The sequence below is a fragment of the Nocardia carnea genome (assembly GCF_029869215.1).
GTDB lineage: Bacteria > Actinomycetota > Actinomycetes > Mycobacteriales > Mycobacteriaceae > Nocardia > Nocardia carnea_B.
Genome location: NZ_JARWPM010000420.1, coordinates 1 through 21,177, shown reverse-complemented (window position 1 = coordinate 21,177; position 21,177 = coordinate 1). Strand labels below are relative to the sequence as shown.

Genomic DNA, 21,177 nt, shown 5'->3' with positions numbered 1-21,177 from the left:
GGTGTCCTCGCCCCCCCACCCCCCCCCCCCCCCCGGGGGGGGGGCCCCCGCCCCCCCCCCCCCCGGCCGCTTCTCCCTTCTCTGGGGCTCCGCGCCCCCCCCCCCCCCCCCTTGGGGGGGGCCCCGCGTCCTGCTGCGCAGGCAACGCTGCGCGCGGCTGGGGGCATTCGCGTGCATCCGGCGCGAAGGTGTGATAGCAAGGCGCGATGATGTCTACGGTTGCACTCCGACGGTCATGGGCGCAGGATCTCGATACCGCCACCCTGTACGAGCTGCTGAAGCTGCGTGTCGAAGTGTTCGTGGTCGAGCAGAAATGCGCGTACCCCGAACTGGACGGCCAGGACCTGCTGCCGGAGACCCGGCATCTGTGGCTGGACGACGAGGGCGTGGTGATCGCGACCCTGCGGCTGCTCGAAGAGCACGACGACGGTGTGAAATCGTTCCGCATCGGACGACTGTGCACGGCCGTGGAGGCCCGCGGGCACGGCTACACCACCCGGCTGCTGCAGGCCGCGCTCGCCGAAACAGGGTCGCATACGGTCCGGCTGAACGCGCAGACCTACCTGATCGACCTGTACACCAAACACGGATTCGAGGTCGACGGCGCGGAGTTCGTCGAGGACGGTGTCGCGCACGTACCGATGCGCCGCGGGTAGGGGAGGCCGGGCACGCCCCACGGCACGTTTTAGAGTGGGGCCGTGTCCTCTACCGATATCGCCCGGCCCGAACCCCCGTCCTTCGCAGCCGCCGGTGCCCAGAGCGAGGCAGGTTTCCCGTTCTCGGCGGTGATCGGTCAGGAACAGCTGCAGCTCGCGCTGATCTTGTGTGCGGTGCATCCGGGGATCGGCGGGGTACTGGTGCGCGGCGAGAAGGGGACCGCGAAATCCACTGTGGTGCGGGCACTGGCCCGGTTGCTGCCGCCGGTGGTCGACGAAACGGGGGCCCGGCCGGCGCGGCTGGTGGAACTGCCGGTGGGCGCCACCGAGGACCGGGTGGTGGGTTCGCTGGATCTCGAGCGCGTACTACGCGACGGTGAGCAGGCGTTCCGGCCCGGTCTGCTGGCCGCGGCCCATCACGGTGTGCTGTACGTGGACGAGGTCAATCTGCTGCACGACCACCTGGTGGATGTGCTGCTGGACGCCGCGGCGATGGGCCGGGTGCATATCGAACGCGACGGGGTCTCGCATTCCCATCCGGCCCGGTTCGTGCTGGTGGGCACCATGAACCCGGAAGAAGGCGAACTGCGCCCGCAGCTGCTGGACCGTTTCGGTCTCACCGTGGACGTGACCGCCTCCCGCGAGGTGGATGTGCGGATGGCCGTGGTGCGCCGCCGCCTGGACTACGAGGCCGACCCGGCCGGATTCGCCGCCGCCTACGCGCCCGCGGACGCCGAGATCGCCGACCGGATACTCGCCGCGCGCGACCGGCTGCCCGGTACCGCGCTCGACGATGTGGAACTGCGCCGGATCGCGGCGGTCTGCGCGTCCTTCGACGTGGACGGGATGCGCGCGGACCTGGTGGTCGCCCGGACCGCCACCGCGCACGCCGCCTGGTGCGGGCGCGCCGCGGTGACTGCCGACGATGTGCGGATCGCGGCCGAACTGGCGCTACCGCACCGGCGTCGGCGCGATCCGTTCGACGAACCGGGGATCACACCCGAACAACTGGACGAGGCGATGCGGGCGGCCGCCGATCAGGCCGAGCCGGAAACCGAACAGCGCGGCGATTCGGAGGCCGGGGCGCCGGATGACAGCCGCGGTAACGGAACCGGCCGGCCCGGCGACGACCCGGAGGGTTCCGGCGGTCCCGAGCAGCCGGACGACGATCCGGACGGTCCCGGCGGCGGTGCCGGGCAGCAGCCGGACGACGACCCCGACGGTCCCGGCGGCGGCCGTCCCTCCGGCGAATCCGGCGCGAAGCCGGGGCCTGGTGGCACCGCGGGGACGGGACAGGCCGCGGCACCGGTCGCCGCGCCCGTCCGGCCGCCGCACTGGGAAGTACCGGGGCTGGGCGAGGGCGCTCCCGGTCGCCGCTCTCGCGCCCGGACCCGCCACGGCAGGGTTGTCAACGCGACTCCCGACCTCACCGGCGGCCTGCATCTGCTCGGCACGCTGCAGGCCGCGGCGCCGCAGCAGTGGGCCCGCGGCCGGCGGGGCGGGCCGCTGCGGCTGGCGGCGCCTGATCTGCGCGGCGCGTATCGCGAAGGGCGGGAAGGCAATCTGGTGGTGTTCGTGGTGGACACCTCCGGTTCCATGGCCGCCCGCGACCGGCTGTCGGCGGTGACCGGGGCGGTCCTCACCCTGCTGCGCGATGCCTACCAGCGACGTGACAAGGTCGCGGTGATCGCGGTGCGCGGCAGCGAAGCCGAACTGGTGCTGCCGCCGACCTCGTCGACCGATATCGCGGTGCGGCGGCTCAGCGGTCTGCGTACCGGCGGGAAGACACCGCTCGCCGCGGGGCTGCGGAAAGCGCACGACGTGGTGCGCCGGGAACGGGTCCGCGACCCGCGCCGCCGCCCGATGCTGGTGCTGCTCACCGACGGCCGCGCGACCGGTGGCACCGATCCCGTGCCCCGGGCCCGGGCGAGCGCGGCCCTGCTGGCCCGCGAGGGCGTGGCCTCGATCGTCATCGATTGCGAACGCGGCATGGTGCGGCTGGGCCTGGCGGCCGACCTGGCGGCGGCGTTGCGCGGCACGGTGGTCCGGCTCACCGAACTCACCGGTTCTGCGGTCGCCGACACCGTCCGCGCCGGAGCGGGTGTTCGCGCGGCGTGAGCGAGTCAGGCCCGGAGGCGGTAGCGCAGCGTCACCACGCAGGGCCCTCGCTCATGCCCGATCGACACAGCGTGAGCGAGTCAGGCCCGGAGGCGGTAGCGCAGCGTCACCACGCAGGGCCCTCGCTCATGCCTATCGACACAGCATGAGCGAAGACCCATGCGAATCCGATGAGACCGAGGAGATCAGATGCCCCAAGGGGTGCCGGAGAATGTGCCCGATGACGGGCTCACCACGCGGCAACGCCGAAACCAGCCGGTGCTCGCCGTCCACACGGGCCCGGGCAAGGGTAAATCCACGGCGGCGTTCGGGATGGCGCTGCGGGCATGGAACCAGGGGTTCGATCTCGCGGTATTCCAGTTCGTGAAAAGCGCGAAATGGAAGGTCGGCGAGGAGGCCGTGTTCCGCGAGCTCGGCCGGCTGCACGAGGAAACCGGCGCGGGGGCGCCGGTGCAATGGCACAAGATGGGCGAAGGCTGGTCGTGGAGTCGTAAGGCCGGCACCGAGACCGATCATGCCGCCGCGGCGCTGGCCGGTTGGCGGGAGATCGCGCGGCGGCTGAAGGACGAGGAACACCGGTTCTACGTCCTGGACGAATTCACCTATCCGCTGAAATGGGGCTGGGTCGAGGTGGACGAGGTCGTCGAGACCCTGCGGAGCCGGCCCGGGAACCAGCATGTCGTGATCACCGGCCGCGATGCGCCACCGGCGCTGATCGAGGTCGCCGATCTGGTCACGGAAATGACCAAGGTGCGCCATCCGATGGACGCCGGGCGCAAGGGGCAGCGAGGTATCGAATGGTGAGGTGCGCGGCCGGCCGGTGCCCGCGGGCGCACGGTCCCGGCGTAGCCGGTGGACCCCGATGAGTTCCGGCGCTGCCGGGGTCGTCTTGGCCGCACCGGCTTCGGGCAGCGGTAAGACCACCGTCGCGACCGGGCTCGTCGGTGCACTACGCCGGGCCGGGCATCGCGTCGCGCCGTTCAAGGTGGGACCGGACTACATCGACCCCGGCTACCACGGCCTGGCCGCCGGGCGACCGGGGCGCAACCTCGACCCGGTACTGGTCGGCCGGGAGCGGATCGCGCCGCTGTACCGCCACGGCTCCCGCGGCTGCGATCTCGCGGTCGTCGAGGGCGTCATGGGGCTGTTCGACGGCCGGATCGATGATCAGTCGGACGATCCGGTCGCCGAGGGATCCACCGCTCAGGTCGCGAGCCTGCTCGGCCTGCCGGTGATTCTGGTGGTGGACGCGCGCGGGCACAGTCAGAGCCTGGCCGCGTTGCTGCACGGATTCGCGACCTTCGATACCGGGGTTCGGCTGGGCGGTGTGATCCTGAACCGGGTCGGTAGTGAGCGGCACGAACAGGTCCTGCGCGCCGCCTGTGATCGCGTCGGATTGCCGGTTCTCGGCGCCCTGCCCCGGCTGGCCGAACTCGAAGTCCCCTCCCGGCATCTGGGCCTGATCCCCGCGATCGAACACGGCACCGCCGCCCTGCGCGCGGTCGAGGCCATGACCGATCTGGTCGCGCGCCATATCGACCTCGCCGCTGTGGCCGCCCAGGCCGCGACGCCGGGCCCGGGTACCGAGTGGGATCCGGTGACGGCCGGAAGCGTGGTGGATGCGACGGGCGTGGGCGCCTCCGGGGCAGCCACCGGGCCGAGCGCGCCGGTACCCGCCGCGGCCGGTGTGTACCGGGCATCGGCCGGGCCGGATGCGAGTGGCCGGGCGGCCGCGCCGGGAACCGCCGGTCTTGGGACGACTGCAGGTGCTTTCGGATCGTCCCGGGTGAACGGTGCGGTGGAGCCCGATACGGCAGCGGTTGTCGGATCCGCTGGGGGCCCGCGTCCGCTGATCGCCATGGCCGGTGGTCCCGCGTTCACCTTCGGTTATGCCGAGCACCGGGAGTTGCTCGCCGCGGCGGGGGCGGAGGTGGTGGTGTTCGACCCGCTGCACGATCCGCTGCCGGCGGGTGCCGCCGGGCTGGTGCTGCCGGGTGGCTTCCCGGAGGAACACGCGGAGGCACTGGCCGCCAACACCGTGCTGCGCACCGAGGTGGCCGCACGGGCGCGGCACGGGTTGCCGGTACACGCCGAATGCGCCGGACTGTTGTATCTCACCCAATCCTTGGACGGTCACCCGATGGCCGGTGTTCTCGACGCCGTCGCCGAATTCGGGCCCCGCCTGACCCTCGGTTACCGGGAGGCGGTCGCGTTGGCCGATTCCCCGCTCTGGCGGGCCGGGGAACGGGTGTTCGGCCACGAGTTCCACCGGACCCGGCTCGTCGCGTCCGGCACCCTGTCGCCGGCCTGGGGCTGGCGGGCGGACCGGACGCCGACCCGTGAAGGTGCCCTCGTGCACCGGGTTCACGCTTCCTACCTGCACACTCATCCGGCGGGTAACCCGGCCGCGGTGCACCGTTTCGTGGCGGCCGCACGCGCCCACCGGGGCGCCGCTGCCGCCGGACGTATCGGGTGAGTTCCCCGGAGACCACCGGCCCCGTGCTGCCGTCGCTCGCTGTCGGGCTCGGGCTGAGACCCGGGTGGCCCGCCGGCGATATTCTCGCGGCGCTGGCCACGGGTTTACCCCGCGCGCGGATCGCCTGCCTCGCCACTGTCGACCGGCGCGCCGAAGAGCCCGGATTGCGCCGAGCGTCGGAGATTCTCGGTGTGCCGCTGTACGGTTTTGCGGCCGATCGGCTGGCGAGTGTCCGGGTGCCGAACCCCTCCGATCGGGTTGTCGCGGCACTCGGCATTCCCGGCGTGGCCGAAGCCGCGGCGCTGCTGGCCGGTGCCGGTCCCTTGCTCGTCCCGCGCCGGGTGGTATCGGGCGTGGTGATCGCTGCGGCCGCGGCGACCTGAGATATCGGCGGTCCATTCTGCCGCGCCCGCGGCGTGGTGCGACCGGCCGGGCCGGGCACTCAGGGCGCGACCGACAGCAGGTCCGCGAAACCGGTGGGGTCGTGGCGGCCGATACTGGCGTGTTCGAACAGGCCCCAGCCTTCGGCGTCACCGCAGCGGGCGTGCGCGATATGGTCGGTCACGCCCCAGGGGATGCGGCCGGCGATCGCCGGGTCGGTGAGGTCGTAGCGGGTCGCCGACGACCAGTCGCGGCCCTTCCACTGGCCGTGCTGCCAGTCCGGGTCGCCGCCGTAGCCGCAGCCGATATGCAGCGGAATCCCGGCGACGGTTCGGATATCGATGGTCAGCGGTTTCCCTTCCGGGGTGCGCAGTTCCAGGCTCGCCGACTCCGGATGCCGGGTGCCGGACCGGTAGTCGATGCCGACGCGCGGCCAGCCGAGCTGTTCGACCGAACCGTCCGGGAACACCCGGACCGCGTCGTTGAGCGTGCGATAACCGTCCGGGTTCTCCTGCAGGATCACCACTACTGCGAAATCGTCGAAGCGCAGCGGTACGTACAGCCACCAGAATCCGCCCGCGCCCTCGGCCGCGGCCCGGCCGGGTGGTTCGGACTCGCCGACCGGCCGGATACCCCAGGACCGGTCCCGGGTACCCAGCCACACGTCCGGATCGACCGCGATATCCGAGCCGCCGAGTGAGATCGTGCCGGACCACGAGCCGACCTGCGCGAACCGCGAGGCGTCGAGCGTCGGGCGGTTGCCGGCGAGCATCACATGCGGCTGTTCCTGGACAGCGGGGAACGACCCCGTCCACGTGAGGTCCAGGCCGAGTTCCTCGTGGTCGCAGAGCACCCGGATCGTCCGCAACGGTTCGACCACTTCGATCCGGTATCCGCCCACGGCCATGTCCAGGCTCCGGTCGCTGCGGGCGTCGGAGAAGCGCACGGAGGTGATCTCGTCACCGCGGCGGGCCGCCGCGTAGGCATCGACGACCCCGAGGTTCGGGTAGACACCGAAACCGGTGACCAGCATGGTCGCGCCGTCGCGGTTGTGCGCGTTGAAATAGCTGCGGTCGTAGAAGTTGCGGTCGCTGGTGGCGGCGCGGGCGATCGGCAGCGGAGTCTGGTGGATCGGGTACTCGTCCAGCGGTCCCGGCGCCGAAGCCGGTGATCGGTCGGTGGTTTCGCTCATATCAGTCCCATCCGTAGGTGCCGTCGAGCATGGCCGCCAGGCTCGCCCGGTGCATGATGTAGTCGTCCCGGTCGGCGGGGGTGGTGTCCTCACCCATATGGATCATGCGGCGTTTGATCCGGGCCATCACGATCGCGTGCCGCAGCGCGGCGTAGGTGAGGTGGAAATCCAGGTCGCGGACGGTGTGCCCGGTCAGCTGCTCGTACTGTGCGACCACCTCGTCGCGGCGCAGGAAATCGGGTAGTCCGGGCATACCGAAGTTGGTGGCGATGTCCTGGAAGAAGCGGTGCAGGAAGATCATCCAGGCCAGGTCGAGTTCGCGCGGGCCCAGCGCCGCCATCTCCCAGTCCAGGACCGCGATGGGAGTGCAGCCGTCGTAGATGATATTTCCGGGCCGGGCATCGCCCCAGCTCAGCACATCCGGGCCGGGATCGTCGGGAAAGTGTGCTTCCAGCCAGTCGAAAGCGCGCTCGATCAACGGGATCTCGTAGCCGTCGTCGGCCAGCGCCCACCGATAGAAGTCGCGCTGGGCGGTGAGGTGGCGGCGCAGCGCCGGGCCGGGTCCGTCCAATTCCGGGAAACGCCGGGCCGGTTCGCTGATCGCGTGGATGCGGGCCAGGATATCGAGGGTGTTGCCGGTCAGCTCGGCCCGTTCGGCGGGCGTCGCGTCGTACAGCCAGCCCGCGAACACATACGGCGGGTTGTCGCCGGGGATCCGGCCGTTCACGCGGTCCATGACGAAGAACGGCGCACCGCAGATATCGCTGTCGGTTTCCAGCCAGCGCAACCGCGGGACGGGAATATCGGTCTGTGCGGCGATCTCGCCGATTATCCGATATTGCAACGGCAAATCGTAGTCCCGGAACACCGGGAACGCGCCTTCCTCCGGCACCATCCGGGCGACGAACGACCCCTGGTGCGGTTCGCCCGCGACCCGCCACTGCGCATCGAAAAGCACCGACGCGCTGGACAGCCCACCGGACTGCGGCCGGCTCAGCGACGCGATCACCGGCGGTTCGTCGGCCCCGGTCCGCCCCTGCAACCAGCCGGTGAGCTGGGCGGCGAGGGTGTCCAGATCGCGTTCACTGGTGGTGAGCTGCAGATGTTCGGTGGGATCTATCTCGTCGGGCATCGTCGTCCTCCTGCCGCCCTCGGCCATGGTGCGCGGGCCCGGACCGGCGCTGCGGTGCTGGTGGTGCCGTGATTCCGGCCGCCCACGTGCCGCAGACTGTAACGTGTTTCACTCCGGGGCGGAGGCGATTCACCCCGAACACGTACCCGGTATCGGCGGTATCGCCACGCGCGGGGCCGGGGACGGCCATAATCCCCAGCACGGTCCGGGTACCGGTCGCCGGGCCGTACAGGAGGTGGGAATGGTCGAGCCGATCCGCCGGGTGAACCCGGCCGAGCCGGACGCCCGCGGCCGCCGATGCGCGGGCCGGGGCCGGTTGTGAGGCGCGTGCGCACGGGGATCGCGTATGCCGTTGCGGCCGTGGTGTTCCTGGTACTGGGCGCGGCGATCCGGCCCTTGTTCATCGACGACCCCGCACCCCCGCGAATACTGTCGGCCGTCGAACTGGGATTCGTCCAGGATATGGCGGCGCATCACCATCAGGCGCTGATCATGGTGCAGCGGCTCGACCCCGGCGCCGAGCCCGCCGTCCGGAGCCTGGCCCAGCAGATCGACGACACCCAGCGGGCCGAACTCGGCACCCTGCTGGGGTGGTTGCGGCTCGCCGGCGCACCGGTGGCCAATCGCGACCCGATGGGCTGGATGCCCGAGGGAGCGCACGGCAGGCACACCGCGCAGGCGGACCACGCCGCCCACGACGGAGCCGCCGCGCACCCCGCCGACGGACACACCATGCCCGGTATGGCGACCCAGGAGCAGCTCGACGCCCTGTCCGCGGCCCGCGGCCGGACCGCTTCGATCTTGTTCCTGCAGCTCATGCAGAGCCATCACGACGGTGGTGTCGCCATGGCCCGGGTCGCCGACGCGATGCTACCGGGCGGTGTGGTGAAACAGGTTGCCCGCGAAATGATCACCGGGCAGACCCAGGAATCCGGGCTGATGGCGCTGCTCCGCACACAACTGGACAGCGCGCCGCCCGGCTGAACCCGGAATGATCGCCTGCCCGAGGCGGTTACCCGTAGCTATGAGCACACTTGCGCTGCCGGACACCCTGAAGCAGATCATCGACGAGAACCGGTTGTTCGTCACCGTGGCCACCGTGGGCCGCGACGGACATCCGCATCAGACCGTCACCTGGCTGGACCGCGACGGCGAGGAACTGCTCTACTCCACCACCACCGACCGGGTGCAGGGCCGCAATCTCGCCCGTGATCCGCGGATTTCGGTGCTCATCACCGCACCCGGCAATCCCTACCTCTACGCCGAGGTCAAAGGCACCGCAACACTGACTCCCGATCCCGAGATGGTGGTCGGCAACCGGATATCCCGCAAGTACACCGGTCAGGACTACGCCGATTTCAATCCCGACGCCGTGAACGACGGCCCGCGCGTGACCGTGCGAATCACCCCGCAAAAGATCACCGGACGGTTGTAGAACGGAACGGACCAGGGCGGGCTCAGGCGGCCTGGGCCTCGTCCTGGGCGTGCTGGGCGCGGGCCACTTCGGCCGCGGTGTAGCGCAGCGTGAGCGCGATCAGGCCGACGAGCAACGCGCCGCAGGCGGCGACGAACATGGCCAGGGTGTACCCGTCGCCGAGGGCGGCGATCTCGGCGGGGGTCATCTGGGCGGGTTTGCCGTCGGTGCCGCCCCGGGACAGGGTCCGGGAGGCGGCCAGTGGCGTCAGGACGCCGATGGCGATCGGGGTGCCGAGGTTCAGGAACATCTGGCCGATCGCCGACAGCGGGCCGATCTCGTCCGGTGGGACGCCGACCAGAACACACAGCGGGATCAGCACCATGGCGACCCCGATGCCGAAACCGATCACCAGGAACAGCGGCAGCAGGGTGGTCCAGTAGCCGACGCCGCCGTCCAGTGTCGAGCCGTAACCCAGCCCGGCCATCAGCACCACCGCCGCACCCACCAGCAGCCAGCGGGGTGCGATATGCAGCGCCAGGCGGGTGGCGATCGCACTGCCGACGCCGACGCCGACGGTGAACGGGATGAACGAAACACCGGCCACCAGGGGGCTGTAACCCACCACGTTCTGGACGAACAGGCCCGCGAAGTATGTGGTGGCGCCCAAGATGCCGCTGGCGAGCAGGATCACCACGAAGGTGGCGACCCGGTCGCGGCTGTCGAACAGCGTCCACGGCAGCAGCGGGTTGTCCACCGTCCGTTCCGCGAGAACGAAAACCGGCAGCAGTACCGCGCCGGCGATCAGGGTGCCGTAGACCAGCGGGCTGCCCCAGCCGAGTTCCGGTCCCTCGGTGGCGCCCCAGACGATCAGGGCGCACGCCAGGGTGCCGAGGAAAGCGCCGCGCACATCAAGGGTGAGCCGGTGATGGCCGGTATCGCGCAGCGCGACCAGCGCGCCGATCACGATGAGTACCCCGATCGGCACATTGATCAGGAAGATCCAGCGCCAGCTGGCCTCGGTGAGCGCCCCGCCGATCACCAGCCCGCCGACCGAGCCCAGCGCCACCATCGAGCCGAAGATGGCGAAGGCCTGGTTACGTACCTTTCCCGGGGCGAAGGTGCTGGCGACCAGCGCGAACGCGGTGGGGGCGGCGAGCGCGGCGCCGGTGCCCTGGAAGGCGCGGGCCGCGACGAGCATCTGTTCGCCCTGGGCCAGGCCGCACAGCATCGAGGCCAGCGTGAACAGGCCGACACCGAGGATGAACATGCGCCGGCGGCCGAACGAATCACCGATGCGGCCGCCGAGCAACATCAATCCCGCGAAGGGGAGACCGTAGGCGGTGATGGTCCACGCACTGCCCGAACTGGACAGGCCCATCTCTTCCTGCAGGCGGGGGAGAGCCAGGATCACCACGGTGCCGTCCAGCACCACCATCAGCTGTAATCCGCTCAGGACGAGGATGGCGAGGCCGAAGGCTCGCTTCGTCACGGGATACTGCACAGCCGGGGGGTTATCGAGCACAGTGGGTCACTGTAACCGACGGGTAGCGTCGGCGACCGGGGCGGCGGTGAACCCGGCAGTGGGCCCGATCACAACGATCGCGGGGGGCCGGATGCCCTCGTCGCGGACGCGTTCGGCCACATCCGCCAGTGTCGCCCGCAGCACCCGCTGGCCACGCAGCGTGCCCTCCTGGATCACCGTCGCCGGCGTATCGGCCGGGCGGCCACCCTCGCGCAGCACGGTCGCGAACTGCGCGATCCGCTCCACGGCCATCATGAGAACGAGCGTGCCGCGCAGGCGCGCCAGGGCGGGCCAGTCGACCAGTGAATCCGGATGGTCCGGTGGGATATGCCCGCTGACCACCACGAACTCATGTGTGACGCCGCGGTGGGTGACCGGAATACCGGCGGCGGCCGGCACCGAGATCGGACTCGTCACGCCCGGGACCACGGTCACCGGCACGCCGGCCTCGACGCAGGCCTCGAGCTCCTCGTAACCGCGTCCGAACACATACGGGTCACCGCCTTTGAGCCGGACCACGAATTTCCCGGCCCGCGCCCCCTCGATCAGCGCCGTGTTGATCGCGTCCTGGGCCATCGCCCGCCCGTACGGGATCTTCGCCGCGTCCACGACCTCCACATCCGGTCCGAGTTCGGCCAGCAGTTCCGGCGGGGCCAGCCGGTCGGCGACCACCAGATCGGCACGGGCCAGCAGGCGCCGGCCGCGCACCGTGATCAGATCCGGATCGCCCGGCCCGCCGCCGACCAGCGCGACCCCCGGTGTCATCGGCGTCGCGTCGTCGGTCACCACACCCGATTGCAACGCCTCCAGCAGGGCGGTGCGCACGGCGGCCGACCGCCGGTGCCGGCCGCCGGCCAGCACGCCCAGGGTCATGCCGTCGTAGCGGGCGGTCGCGGGCGTGACCGCCGTACCGGCTTGGGCATGGTCGGCGCGGACGCAGAAAATCCGGCGCCGGGTCGCCTCCGCGACGACAGCGGCATTGGTCTCGGGTTCGTCGGTGCAGGCGATCGCGTACCAGGCGCCGTCGAGATCCCCGTCGGCGTAATCGCGCACAGTGAGCGTGATCCGGCCGCCGGTCGCCATTCCCTCGACTGCGGGCGTGGCCTCCCGGGCGATCACTTCCACGACGGCGCCCGAGGAGATGAGCAGCCCCAGCCGCCGCTGCGCCACACTGCCACCCCCGACGACGACGACCCGCCGTCCGCTCAGATCGAGCCCCACCAGGTAGTTCGAATCCCCGGCGGACAGGTGGTCGGTATCGGCTGACGTGTTCGGCACAAGGTGCGAGCCTACTTTCCGGCCGAGCGCCCTGCCGCAGCCGCCCGCCGGACCCCTCGCCGTTGCGGGGACAGCGTGTTCGGCCGCCCCGGCTCGCCACCGGCACCGGCTACCGATCCGGCCCGCTCCGCCGGCACGGACGCGGGGTCGACGGGCGAGGGCCGTCGCCGGACCGGCGCCGGCAGCGGAAAGGTGTTATCGGCGAGCCTCCGCCCCGGAGACCCGGTGATCGAGCGCGGTCTCGGGGGCGCGGATCAGGTCAGGACGATCAGTTCGGTCTCCGAGGCGACCTCGATACGCAACCCCGCCTTCCGGGCGACCCGGGCGAGGCCGCGGATATCGGTGGGTTCGGCGCGGGTCAGCACCAGCGCGCGGGCCAGCAGGCCCTTGTGATGTTTGTTGAAATGACTGACCACCGTGCGGGAGCCGTCCGGGTGTTCGGTGAGCACCGTCGCGGTGACCGCCCCCGGCACCCGGCCGAGTTGCTGATAGACGCCCGACCGCAGGTCGACCACCAGATCTCCGGCGGTCGCTTCGTGCAGTGCCGGCACCAGATGGTCGCGCCAGACCGCCGACAGCGTCGGGCGGCCCGGTAGCGTGGATCCGCCCGAGAGCCGATAGGCCGGAATCGGGTCGCCGGCGCGGACCGCACCGAACAGTGCCGATCCGATCGCGAGCCGGGCGTAGGCCTTGGCGCGCTGCACCCGGGTGAACGAGGCGGCGTCCAGGGCGTCGTACAGGACCCCGGTGTAGCGCTCCAGCGCCGGGCGGGTGGGAGAACTGCGCAGTGCGGCGTTGCGGGCCAGCTCCAGCTCGGCGTTCTTGCCCAGCCCGAGCGCCCTCCGGGCGGCGTCGGGATCGCCGGCCAGTTTCACCAGGTCGTCGACCAAACCGTCGCGGATCTCGGTGAGCGAATCGAAGGCCAGCGCACCCAGGTCGAGGGGGCCGCCGGTACCGCCGTCGGATTTGGTCTCGGAAGGAGGTAACAGCACCAGCACGAGCGGTCAGGGTACCCGTTCCCGTGCACTCACGGACTCGCCGCCGGTACACCTCACCACGTGTCGCGGCTCAGCGCACGGCGTCCAGGAACTCCCGGGTGCGTTCGTGTTCGGGTGCGTTGAATATCCGGTCGGGTGGGCCCTCCTCTAGGATCCGGCCCTGGTCGAACATCAGCACTCGGTCGGAGACATCGCGGGCGAACCCCATCTCGTGCGTGACGATGAGCATGGTGATATCGGTGGTCTCCGCGAGTTCCCGCAGCACATCGAGCACCCCGCCGACCAATTCCGGATCGAGTGCGGAGGTCACCTCGTCGAGCAGCATGATCTTCGGGTCCATGGCGCAGCAGCGAGCGATCGCCACCCGCTGCTGCTGACCACCGGAGAGCTGGGACGGATGTGCGCCGGCTTTGTCCGCCAGCCCCACCATCTCCAGCAGTTCCCGGCCGCGCCGGTTCGCTTCGTCGCGAGATTTCCCGAGGACATGGATCGGCGCCTCGGTGATGTTCTCCAGCACGTTCATATTGGGGAAGAGATTGAACTGCTGGAACACCATCCCCACCTGTTTGCGCATCTCCCGGAGATGCTTTTCCCGGGCGGGCACCAGTGTGCCGCCGCGCTGTTCGTGGGTGAGCGGGGCACCGTCGATCCGGATGACCCCGCTGCTCACGGTTTCCAGGGTCATCAGCAGCCGCAGGATAGTGGTCTTCCCGGAGCCGGACGGCCCGATCAGGGTGACCTTCTCGCCGCGCCGGACGGTGAAATCGAGCTGGTCGAGCACCACCAGATCGCCGAAGCGTTTGACCACGCCGTCGAATTCGATCATCGGCCGCGCCTCCGCGGCGCTGCCGGCCGGTGTCCCGGAGACCGGTTCAGTAGTAGGCAAGTCGCTTCTCCAGTCGTCTGATCAGCACCGAGGTCGGGTAGCTGGCCAGCAGGAAGAACACGCCGGCCAAGGTCATCGCCTCGAGGTATGCGTAGTGGCGGGCCCCGAATTGCTGTGCGGCGGTCACCAGTTCCACCACGGTGATGGCGAACAGGAACGGGGTGTCCTTGAACATCGATACCGCGTTGGTGCCGAGGGCGGGCACGCTCGCCCGGATGGCCTGCGGCAGGATCACCGCCCGCCAGGTGCGCGCCGGGGGCAGCGACAGCGCCCGCGCGGCCTCCCACTGGCCCGCCGGTACCGAGTCGATGCCGGCGCGGTACACCTCCGCGAGGTACCCGGCGTAGTGGATACCCAGCACCACGACCCCGATCTGCAGGGCCGAGAACTGCGGCAGCAGCGCGTAGGCGAACAGTAGTTGCACCACCAGCGGGGTGAACCGGATGAACTCGCTCACGGCATGCACCGGCAGCGCGATCCAGCGTGGGAGGGTGCGCCGGACGATGGCGATCATCAGCCCGATCACCGCGGCGATCGCGAATCCGAGCACTGTCGCCAGCAAGGTGATCCGGAATCCGTCCCACAGCACCGGCAGCGCGTCGCCGGCCCGCTCCCAACTCCATTCGACGGTCACCGGGCCTCCTTCCGGTCCTGGGCGGCGGAGGTGTCATATCGCGTCATGGCGCCACCTTCTGCCGGGTGGACGCGGTGCCCGCGACCGCGTCCAGGGAGGTATCGGGAGCCAGGCGTAGCACTTCGCGCAGCGAGGGTCCGCGGCCCAGTCTGTGTTTGGCGCGTGCTTCCAGCAGATTCATTCCGAGACTGAGCAGGTAGGCGATCACGAAGTAGATCAGCAGGCCGATCCCGAAGGCGAACAGGGTGTCGCCGGTACTGTCGCGCAACTTCTCGATCTCGAAGGTCAAGTCCTGCAGGGTGATATAGGACGCCACAGCGGTGCCCTTGAGCAAATGCACCAGCAGGTTGGCCAGCGGCGGGATCATCATCGCCCACGCCTGCGGGAACAGCACCCGGCGTAGCCGCTGCCACGGGCTGAATCCCAGCGCTACGGCGGCCTCGACCTGTGGTTTCGGCACCGAATTCAGGGCTCCGCGAACGACTTCCGCGCCGTAGGCCCCGTAGTTCAGGCCGAGTGCGAGGATGCCGCAGAACACGGGGTCGAGCTGGTAACCCAGCAGCGGCAGCACATAGAAGAGCCAGAAGATCTGCACCAGCAGCGAGGTCCCCCGGAAGAATTCGATCAGTACCCGGGCCGGGCCGCGGACGGCGAGGCTGTGCGCCCGCGCCGTCGTGCCCAGAGCGAGCGCGAGGACGAAGGCCAGCACGGCCCCGCCGGCGGTGAGTTCCAGGGTGATCAGGATCCCGTCGAGGATCCGCGGCCATGCCTCGGCGAGGGCGTCGAAATTACTCACCGGCGGTGTCTCCCTTCCGGCCCGGCCGGCCACCGGGGGAGCCCCGCCGCTGTGGAGTTGTCCACCGGCACGGTCAGATATCGCCCGCGCACAGCTTGGCGGTGGTCAGTTCCGGATCGGGCAGTTCGGCTTCGGTGAAGCCGAACTCACCGACGATCGAGAGGTATTTGTCCTTGTCCGAGGTGATCTTGGCCAGTTCCGCGTTGTAGGCGTCGAGCAGATCCCTGTCGTCGGTGCGGAACACGGTGCCACCGGCCCCGATCTGGGGTTTGCCGTCGATTTCGGCCACGAACGATTCGGTGACCTCCACCTGCGCGTCCGGGTTGTGGTCGGCCAGCCAGTTCAGTGAGATCGCGGTGAGCGCGAAAACATCGGAGCGGCCCGAGGTCACGGCGTCCATCCCGTCCTGCGGGCTGCCGACCTGGGTGGCGTCGATACCGAGCGACGCCGCGTAGTCGGATTCGATGGCGCCGGTCATCGCCGCCATCTTGGCGCCCTTGTCCTTGATCGACTGCATATCGGTGAGCCCGAGCGGGTTGCCCTTCCTCACCATCAGCGCCGTGGTGTACATGAACTCCGGCTCGCTGAACGCGGCCTGCTCACAGCGCTCGGGCAGAATCGACATGCCCGCGCTCACCGCGTCGAACCGCTGCGCCTGCAGGCCGGGGATCAGCGCCCCGAAGTCGGTCTGCACACCCTCGACCGTCTCGATTCCCAGATTGCGGAAGATTTCCCGGTGCAGGGCGACCGTAGCCCCGGTGAGCTGGCCGTTCTCCTCGAACGAATACGGTGCCTCGCCGGCGAACCCGACGGTGACGGTGCCTTTGTCCCGCAAGGACTGCAACAGTTCGCCGCTACCTGTCGTATCGGTTTTGGTGCAGCCCGACAGCGTGGCCGCGGTCAGTACCGCCCCCGCGACGAGTGCGATAGCGCGCGCCCTTGATTTCTTGGTTCCCATCTCGGCCGACCTTTCCACGGGGCGCTGACGCAGGCTCTCCGGTGTCGATATGCGGCGCTGGGGGCACAGAGGTCAGCGGCCATTTTCATTTGTTCGGGAACGATTCAGGCGGAATTCCCGGTGGATCGAACCCTAGTGGCGTCCGGGTCCGACTCTCGGCGCCGCAATGAACCCGCAAAGAGAAGTTCAAAATATGTATATGGAAAAGTTATCGAAAAGTGTTTTCCGCGTTATTGGCGTTGGTGACCGGAGTTCGCCGGAAACCTGCCGCGACCGGCGCGGACCCGTACGCGACGCGCCGGGCGGGAGAGGGGTGATCGGGTGCCGGCGCCGATCGGGCAGGGTCTACGCTGAGCAACCGTGATCACCCGCCTCTCCCGCCTCTTCCTCCGTACGTTGCGCGACGACCCCGCCGACGCCGAGGTGCCCAGCCACAAGCTGCTGGTGCGCGCCGGCTATGTGCGCCGGATCGCGCCGGGTGTGTACTCGTGGCTGCCGCTGGGCCTGCGGGTGCTGCACAAGGTCGAGGAGGTGGTCCGCGCGGAGATGAACGCCATCGGCGCGCAGGAGATCTCACTACCCGCCCTGCTGCCGCGCGACCCCTACGAGGCCACCAACCGGTGGACCGAATACGGTGACGCACTGTTCCGCCTGCAGGATCGCAAGGGCGCCGATATGCTGCTCGGCCCCACCCACGAGGAGTTGTTCGCGCTCACCGTGAAAGGCGAGTACAGCTCCTACAAGGATCTGCCCGTCACGCTGTACCAGATCCAGGCCAAGTACCGCGACGAGGAACGTCCCCGCGCCGGTATCCTGCGCGGCCGCGAGTTCGTTATGAAGGACTCCTACTCCTTCGACCTCGACGAAGCCGGTCTGAAGGCCAGCTACAACGCCCACCGCGAGGCCTACCAGCGCATTTTCGACCGGCTCCGGGTGAAGTATGTGATCGTCGCCGCCACCTCCGGCGCCATGGGCGGTAGCGCCTCCGAGGAGTTCCTCGCCGACAGCCCCGTCGGCGAGGACACCTACGTCGTGTGCCGGGAATCGGGATATGCGGCGAATGTCGAAGCCGTGGTCACCCCCGCGCCCGAACCGCTGCCGCTGGACGGGCAACCGGAGGCGATCGTGTACGACACTCCGGATACCCCGACCATCGCCACGCTCGTCGAGTGGGCCAACGCCGCCGGTATCGGCGAAAAGCTGGGTCGCCCGGTCACCGCCGCCGACACATTGAAGAACGTCATGGTGAAGCTGCGGCACCCGGACGGTAAGAGCGAAATCGTCGGTATCGGTGTCCCCGGCGATCGTGAGGTCGACGACAAGCGGCTCGGCGCCTCGGTCGAACCGGCCGAGGTCGAACTGCTCGACGACGCCGATTTCGCCGCCAATCCCTTCCTGGTCAAGGGGTACATCGGCCCGAAGGCACTGCAGGCCAATGGCGTCCGCTACCTGGTCGACCCGCGGGTCGTCACCGGGACCTCCTGGATCACCGGCGCCGACGCGCCCGGCAAACACGTGGTCGGCCTGGTCGCCGGTCGCGATTTCACGCCCGACGGCACCATCGAGGCGGCGCAGGTTCGCGACGGCGATCCCTCGCCCGACGGCCGCGGCACGCTGGTCTCGGCGCGCGGTATCGAGATCGGGCATATCTTCCAGCTCGGCTACAAATACACCGATGCCTTCGAGGTCGATGTGCTCGGCGAGAACGGTAAGCCGGTGCGCCTGATCATGGGTTCCTACGGGGTCGGGGTCTCGCGCCTGGTCGCGGTGATCGCCGAACAGCAGCACGACGACAAGGGCCTGCGCTGGCCGGCCGAGGTCGCCCCCTACGACGTGCACGTGGTGATCGCGAACAAGGACGACGCCGCCCGCGCCGGCGCGGAAGAAGTCGTCGCCGCCCTCGATGCCCAGGGCCTGGACATCCTCTTCGACGACCGCACCGCCTCACCGGGCGTGAAATTCAAGGACGCCGAATTGCTCGGTATGCCCTATGTCCTGGTCATCGGCCGGGGCTGGGCGGAGGGCAAGGTCGAACTGCGTGACCGCTTCACCGGCGAAACCCTCGATATCCCGGCCGATTCCGCGGTGCCGGAGGTACTCGCCCGCATCCGGGGCTGAGACCGGACGAGTCCGTACCGGGCGGGTGGGCGATACCCCCGCCCGGTACGGTGTCCCGTCACGCCATCGCCAGTCGCACCAGCTGCTCGGCGGCGCTGCGGACGGCCGCGGGCGCGGTGTGCTTTTCGGTGATGGCGTAACTGACGATCGCCCCTTCGTGCAGGCTCAGCAATTGCACCGCCGCGGTCGCCGGGTCGCTGCTGCCGGCCTCGGTGAGTAATCGGTCGAACAGGTCGTACAGCCAGGTTTTCTCGGCGACGATCACCTGCCGGCCGGGGTGGTCGGGTTCGGGGAGTTCGGCGAAGGCGTTGATGAAACTGCATCCCCGGCTGCTGTCGGGAAGCCATTCGGGGAGCACGTCGAACGGGGTCAGCACCCGCTCGACCGGGTCGGTGCGTTCGGCGAGGCGTGACTCGACCAGGGCGCGCCAGCGGCGATCGCGCTGTTCGAGATAGGTGACCAGCAATCCGTCCTTCGAACCGAAGCGGTCGTAGAGGGTGCGTTTGGTGACGCCGGATTCGGCGGCGATGGTGTCGACACCGACCGCGTGGATACCGCGCGTGTAGAAGAGCTCGGCGGCCGTATCGAGTATCCGCTGCGCCGCCGGGGTCAGTGCCGTGTTCGCGTCGTGCGCGGGTGTGGACATCTCCGGATCCCCTTGCCTTCACAGGTCTGTGAACCTAGTCTATACCTGGCAGCAACTTCACAGACCTGTGTAGTGGAGGTGGTCATGGGAGCGGCACGGACGGTGATTCTCGCGTTACGGGACTTCGCCCTGGGGGTGCATCTTGCGAACGGTATCCGGCACGGTGTGCCGGATACCGCCGCCCGCCCGGAGGCGCCGGCGCCGGCCCGGCGGCCGGTCGTGCGGCGGGCGGTGCTCACGGTGGATGAGCCGACGGTGCCGGCGTTCGGTCAGTGTTTCGCGAACCCGGCCGCGGTGAGCAGTTCCCGGGTGTGATCCCGCAGGCGCCGCGCGGCCTGCGGGTCGAACGCCGGGCCCGCGGTGTCGACGGGGGTGTCCTGCATATACGCCGACAACGGTGCCGAAGGCGGATGGTCCAGGTGGCGCAGGATGCGGGTAACGGCGGCCTCGACGGGCTGGCCCCGCCGCCGCATATCGGCGACGACGGCGCGGTCGGTATCCGAGTAGTCACCGGTGAAACCGGTGGCAGTGAGGCCGGGGTGTAGCAGTAGGTAGCGGATGCGGCTGTCCGGATGATCCCGGGTGAACGCGACGGCGAGCAGATCGCTCAGTTTGCCGCACTGGTGCATCACCGCGTCGGGATCGTAGGAACTGCTGAACTGCAGATCTGCCCAGCGGAGCCGGGAGATATCGCCGCCGGGACCGGACAGGTCCAGGATCGTCGGCGTAGCGGCTCGTTGCAGGCTGCCGGCCAGGCCGTACGTCAAGAGGTGGCGGCTGAGGTAGAAGAGCGCGAAGGATGCCTCGAAACCCTCCGCGGTCACGCTGCGGGTCGACCGGTAGTACCGGGCGCCGAGGACCAGTATGTCCACGACCGGGTGGGATTCCCGCAATTGATCGAGAACGCGGTAGTTCTCGGCGACCAGGCTCAGGTCGGCGCGAAGGAATTCGAGGCGATCGGCGGCGCCCAGCCGGCTCGCCGCCGCCATGAGCGTGCGGGCCTTGTCCGGGCTCCGGCCGATGACGACGACCCGCTCGCCTCGTTCGAGATAGGTGCGGGCCAGCGCCCTGCCGATGCCGTCTGTTCCGCCGGTGACGACCACGGTTTTCATGCGAACTCCCTTCGGTGACGCGTTCGGAAGACTTATCGGTCTGCCGAGCTAGACTCATGAGTCTAGATTGAGCACCGAGTGGATGCACCGGCCGGTCCGGAAAACCATCCGGTCGGGTCTAGAATTCGCTTGTGACTTCTCCAGACGTAGCCCGGCGCCCACGCGGACGTGTGGACAAGCAGCAGGCGATCCTCGCCGCGGCATTCCGGGTCTTCGCGCGCGCCGGGTACACGCAGACCCGGATGGATCAGATCGCCGCCGAGGCGGGGGTCGCCAAAGCCACCGTGTACAGCCACTTCGGTGACAAGGAACAAATCTTCCGGCAGGCCGTCCACGCGTTGTCCGAGGCCGCGCTGCAGGCGAATCTGGCGGTGGCCGACCGGCTGGCCGAGCCCGGTGCCGATTTTCCGGCCACGCTCCGCGCCGTGGGCGCCGAGCTGGTCCGGTGTTATTGCAGCCCGGAATCCCGCGCGCTGCGGCGCCTGATATGTGCCGAGGCCGGGCAGTTCCCGGATCTGACCGATATCGTCGACGAGGTATCCGGCCGCGTCGCGCGTGCGCTGGCCGACCGGTTCGCCCGTCTCGCGCTGGCCGGCACGCTGCGTCTCGACGACCCCGACTCGGCCGCCACGCAATGGGCGGCCCTGCTCACCGGCGGGCTGTCGGCGCGCTACCAGTTCGGCGTCGATGCGCTGCCCGACGCCGAGGCGGTGGCGGGGGGCGGCGCGGCGGGCGCGGCCGGGTAGGGGGGCGGACGGGGGTTGTTGAGGGTCAGCTGCGCAACACCACCGGTGAACTCGGTCAGAACCGAGGCCTCCGGCGGAGCGCCGACCGAATCGTCTGGCGTCATGGAACAG

General features: G+C 69.7%; 21 protein-coding genes. 10 read left to right on the top strand and 11 right to left on the bottom strand.

Annotation, left to right across the window (positions count from 1 at the left end; genetic code table 11):
- Positions 1 to 206 precede the first annotated feature (206 nt).
- The 5 genes from QH276_RS31090 (at position 207) to QH276_RS31070 (ending at position 5,633) form a co-directional block, all read left to right on the top strand.
- On the top strand, positions 207 to 656 hold the full coding sequence (locus tag QH276_RS31090) for a GNAT family N-acetyltransferase (RefSeq protein ID WP_280398209.1): 450 nt from the start codon (positions 207 to 209) through the stop codon (positions 654 to 656).
- 57 nt (positions 657 to 713) lie between these two features.
- On the top strand, positions 714 to 2,774 hold the full coding sequence (locus tag QH276_RS31085) for a VWA domain-containing protein (RefSeq protein ID WP_280398227.1): 2,061 nt from the start codon (positions 714 to 716) through the stop codon (positions 2,772 to 2,774).
- A 189-nt stretch (positions 2,775 to 2,963) separates the two neighbouring features.
- The gene (gene cobO / locus QH276_RS31080) at positions 2,964 to 3,578 is read left to right on the top strand and encodes a cob(I)yrinic acid a,c-diamide adenosyltransferase (RefSeq protein WP_280398210.1); all 615 of its coding nucleotides are present in this window, start codon (positions 2,964 to 2,966) and stop codon (positions 3,576 to 3,578) included.
- 58 nt (positions 3,579 to 3,636) lie between these two features.
- Complete coding sequence (locus QH276_RS31075; protein ID WP_280398211.1) at positions 3,637 to 5,250, top strand: cobyrinate a,c-diamide synthase; 1,614 nt, start codon at positions 3,637 to 3,639, stop codon at positions 5,248 to 5,250.
- Entirely contained in the window at positions 5,247 to 5,633 is a 387-nt protein-coding gene (locus QH276_RS31070; protein WP_280398212.1) for a cobalamin biosynthesis protein, read from the top strand. The genes QH276_RS31075 and QH276_RS31070 overlap by 4 nt, the downstream gene beginning before the upstream one ends.
- Positions 5,634 to 5,692: 59 nt before the next feature.
- Here the strand turns inward: QH276_RS31070 and QH276_RS31065 are convergent, their stop codons facing one another.
- Both QH276_RS31065 and QH276_RS31060 read right to left on the bottom strand, forming a co-directional pair.
- The gene (locus QH276_RS31065; RefSeq protein WP_280398213.1) at positions 5,693 to 6,823 is read right to left on the bottom strand and encodes a hypothetical protein; all 1,131 of its coding nucleotides are present in this window, start codon (positions 6,821 to 6,823) and stop codon (positions 5,693 to 5,695) included.
- A 1-nt stretch (position 6,824) separates the two neighbouring features.
- Positions 6,825 to 7,955, bottom strand: a complete 1,131-nt coding sequence (locus QH276_RS31060; protein ID WP_280398214.1) for a phosphotransferase family protein — start codon at positions 7,953 to 7,955, stop codon at positions 6,825 to 6,827.
- Between the two features lie 327 nt (positions 7,956 to 8,282).
- On the opposite strand from QH276_RS31060, the gene QH276_RS31055 reads away from it, so the two are divergent.
- Together QH276_RS31055 and QH276_RS31050 are read left to right on the top strand one after the other, a co-directional pair.
- The gene (locus tag QH276_RS31055) at positions 8,283 to 8,939 is read left to right on the top strand and encodes a DUF305 domain-containing protein (RefSeq protein ID WP_432278596.1); all 657 of its coding nucleotides are present in this window, start codon (positions 8,283 to 8,285) and stop codon (positions 8,937 to 8,939) included.
- A gap of 40 nt (positions 8,940 to 8,979) precedes the next feature.
- On the top strand, positions 8,980 to 9,390 hold the full coding sequence (locus QH276_RS31050) for a PPOX class F420-dependent oxidoreductase (protein ID WP_280398216.1): 411 nt from the start codon (positions 8,980 to 8,982) through the stop codon (positions 9,388 to 9,390).
- 22 nt (positions 9,391 to 9,412) lie between these two features.
- On the opposite strand, the gene QH276_RS31045 is transcribed toward QH276_RS31050, so the two are convergent.
- The 7 genes from QH276_RS31045 to ehuB all read right to left on the bottom strand — a co-directional run bounded on the left by QH276_RS31045 (position 9,413) and on the right by ehuB (position 16,444).
- Complete coding sequence (locus QH276_RS31045; protein ID WP_432278597.1) at positions 9,413 to 10,894, bottom strand: MFS transporter; 1,482 nt, start codon at positions 10,892 to 10,894, stop codon at positions 9,413 to 9,415.
- Positions 10,895 to 10,900: 6 nt separating this feature from the next.
- Positions 10,901 to 12,172 carry a uroporphyrinogen-III C-methyltransferase gene (gene cobA / locus QH276_RS31040; protein WP_280398218.1) on the bottom strand — a complete coding sequence of 424 codons (1,272 nt, stop codon included), beginning with the start codon at positions 12,170 to 12,172 and terminating at the stop codon, positions 10,901 to 10,903.
- Between the two features lie 254 nt (positions 12,173 to 12,426).
- Positions 12,427 to 13,170, bottom strand: a complete 744-nt coding sequence (yaaA, locus tag QH276_RS31035; RefSeq protein WP_280398219.1) for a peroxide stress protein YaaA — start codon at positions 13,168 to 13,170, stop codon at positions 12,427 to 12,429.
- A 70-nt stretch (positions 13,171 to 13,240) separates the two neighbouring features.
- A complete protein-coding gene (gene ehuA, locus QH276_RS31030) occupies positions 13,241 to 13,996 on the bottom strand; it encodes an ectoine/hydroxyectoine ABC transporter ATP-binding protein EhuA (RefSeq protein ID WP_280398228.1) in 756 nt (251 codons plus the stop codon).
- A 46-nt stretch (positions 13,997 to 14,042) separates the two neighbouring features.
- Complete coding sequence (gene ehuD, locus QH276_RS31025; protein WP_280398220.1) at positions 14,043 to 14,690, bottom strand: ectoine/hydroxyectoine ABC transporter permease subunit EhuD; 648 nt, start codon at positions 14,688 to 14,690, stop codon at positions 14,043 to 14,045.
- A 43-nt stretch (positions 14,691 to 14,733) separates the two neighbouring features.
- Entirely contained in the window at positions 14,734 to 15,486 is a 753-nt protein-coding gene (gene ehuC, locus QH276_RS31020) for an ectoine/hydroxyectoine ABC transporter permease subunit EhuC (protein ID WP_280398221.1), read from the bottom strand.
- A 73-nt stretch (positions 15,487 to 15,559) separates the two neighbouring features.
- On the bottom strand, positions 15,560 to 16,444 hold the full coding sequence (gene ehuB / locus QH276_RS31015) for an ectoine/hydroxyectoine ABC transporter substrate-binding protein EhuB (protein WP_280398222.1): 885 nt from the start codon (positions 16,442 to 16,444) through the stop codon (positions 15,560 to 15,562).
- A gap of 360 nt (positions 16,445 to 16,804) precedes the next feature.
- Between ehuB and QH276_RS31010 the strand changes: the two genes are divergently transcribed.
- On the top strand, positions 16,805 to 18,562 hold the full coding sequence (locus QH276_RS31010; RefSeq protein ID WP_280398223.1) for a proline--tRNA ligase: 1,758 nt from the start codon (positions 16,805 to 16,807) through the stop codon (positions 18,560 to 18,562).
- A gap of 58 nt (positions 18,563 to 18,620) precedes the next feature.
- Here the strand turns inward: QH276_RS31010 and QH276_RS31005 are convergent, their stop codons facing one another.
- The gene (locus QH276_RS31005; protein ID WP_280398224.1) at positions 18,621 to 19,208 is read right to left on the bottom strand and encodes a TetR/AcrR family transcriptional regulator; all 588 of its coding nucleotides are present in this window, start codon (positions 19,206 to 19,208) and stop codon (positions 18,621 to 18,623) included.
- 84 nt (positions 19,209 to 19,292) lie between these two features.
- Between QH276_RS31005 and QH276_RS31000 the strand changes: the two genes are divergently transcribed.
- Positions 19,293 to 19,523, top strand: a complete 231-nt coding sequence (locus QH276_RS31000; protein ID WP_280398225.1) for a hypothetical protein — start codon at positions 19,293 to 19,295, stop codon at positions 19,521 to 19,523.
- Here QH276_RS31000 and QH276_RS30995 read toward each other — a convergent pair.
- The gene (locus tag QH276_RS30995; RefSeq protein ID WP_280398226.1) at positions 19,478 to 20,320 is read right to left on the bottom strand and encodes an SDR family NAD(P)-dependent oxidoreductase; all 843 of its coding nucleotides are present in this window, start codon (positions 20,318 to 20,320) and stop codon (positions 19,478 to 19,480) included. The two genes, QH276_RS31000 and QH276_RS30995, sit on opposite strands and share 46 nt — an antisense overlap.
- 131 nt (positions 20,321 to 20,451) lie before the next feature.
- Between QH276_RS30995 and QH276_RS30990 the strand changes: the two genes are divergently transcribed.
- Positions 20,452 to 21,066 (top strand): TetR/AcrR family transcriptional regulator, encoded by a 615-nt coding sequence (locus QH276_RS30990; RefSeq protein WP_280406990.1) that lies wholly within the window; start codon positions 20,452 to 20,454, stop codon positions 21,064 to 21,066.
- Positions 21,067 to 21,177: the final 111 nt, after the last annotated feature.

Bases quoted from the DNA above. Each gene is read 5' to 3' on its own strand.
- cobO (WP_280398210.1), top strand. From the start codon at position 2,964: ATGCCCCAAGGGGTGCCGGAGAATGTGCCCGATGACGGGCTCACCACG.
- QH276_RS31075 (WP_280398211.1), top strand. From the start codon at position 3,637: ATGAGTTCCGGCGCTGCCGGGGTCGTCTTGGCCGCACCGGCTTCGGGC.
- QH276_RS31060 (WP_280398214.1), bottom strand. From the start codon at position 7,955: ATGCCCGACGAGATAGATCCCACCGAACATCTGCAGCTCACCACCAGT.
- QH276_RS31090 (WP_280398209.1), top strand. From the start codon at position 207: ATGATGTCTACGGTTGCACTCCGACGGTCATGGGCGCAGGATCTCGAT.
- QH276_RS31050 (WP_280398216.1), top strand. From the start codon at position 8,980: ATGAGCACACTTGCGCTGCCGGACACCCTGAAGCAGATCATCGACGAG.
- QH276_RS31065 (WP_280398213.1), bottom strand. From the start codon at position 6,823: ATGAGCGAAACCACCGACCGATCACCGGCTTCGGCGCCGGGACCGCTG.
- ehuA (WP_280398228.1), bottom strand. From the start codon at position 13,996: ATGATCGAATTCGACGGCGTGGTCAAACGCTTCGGCGATCTGGTGGTG.
- ehuB (WP_280398222.1), bottom strand. From the start codon at position 16,444: ATGGGAACCAAGAAATCAAGGGCGCGCGCTATCGCACTCGTCGCGGGG.
- QH276_RS31000 (WP_280398225.1), top strand. From the start codon at position 19,293: ATGGGAGCGGCACGGACGGTGATTCTCGCGTTACGGGACTTCGCCCTG.
- QH276_RS31005 (WP_280398224.1), bottom strand. From the start codon at position 19,208: ATGTCCACACCCGCGCACGACGCGAACACGGCACTGACCCCGGCGGCG.
- QH276_RS30995 (WP_280398226.1), bottom strand. From the start codon at position 20,320: ATGAAAACCGTGGTCGTCACCGGCGGAACAGACGGCATCGGCAGGGCG.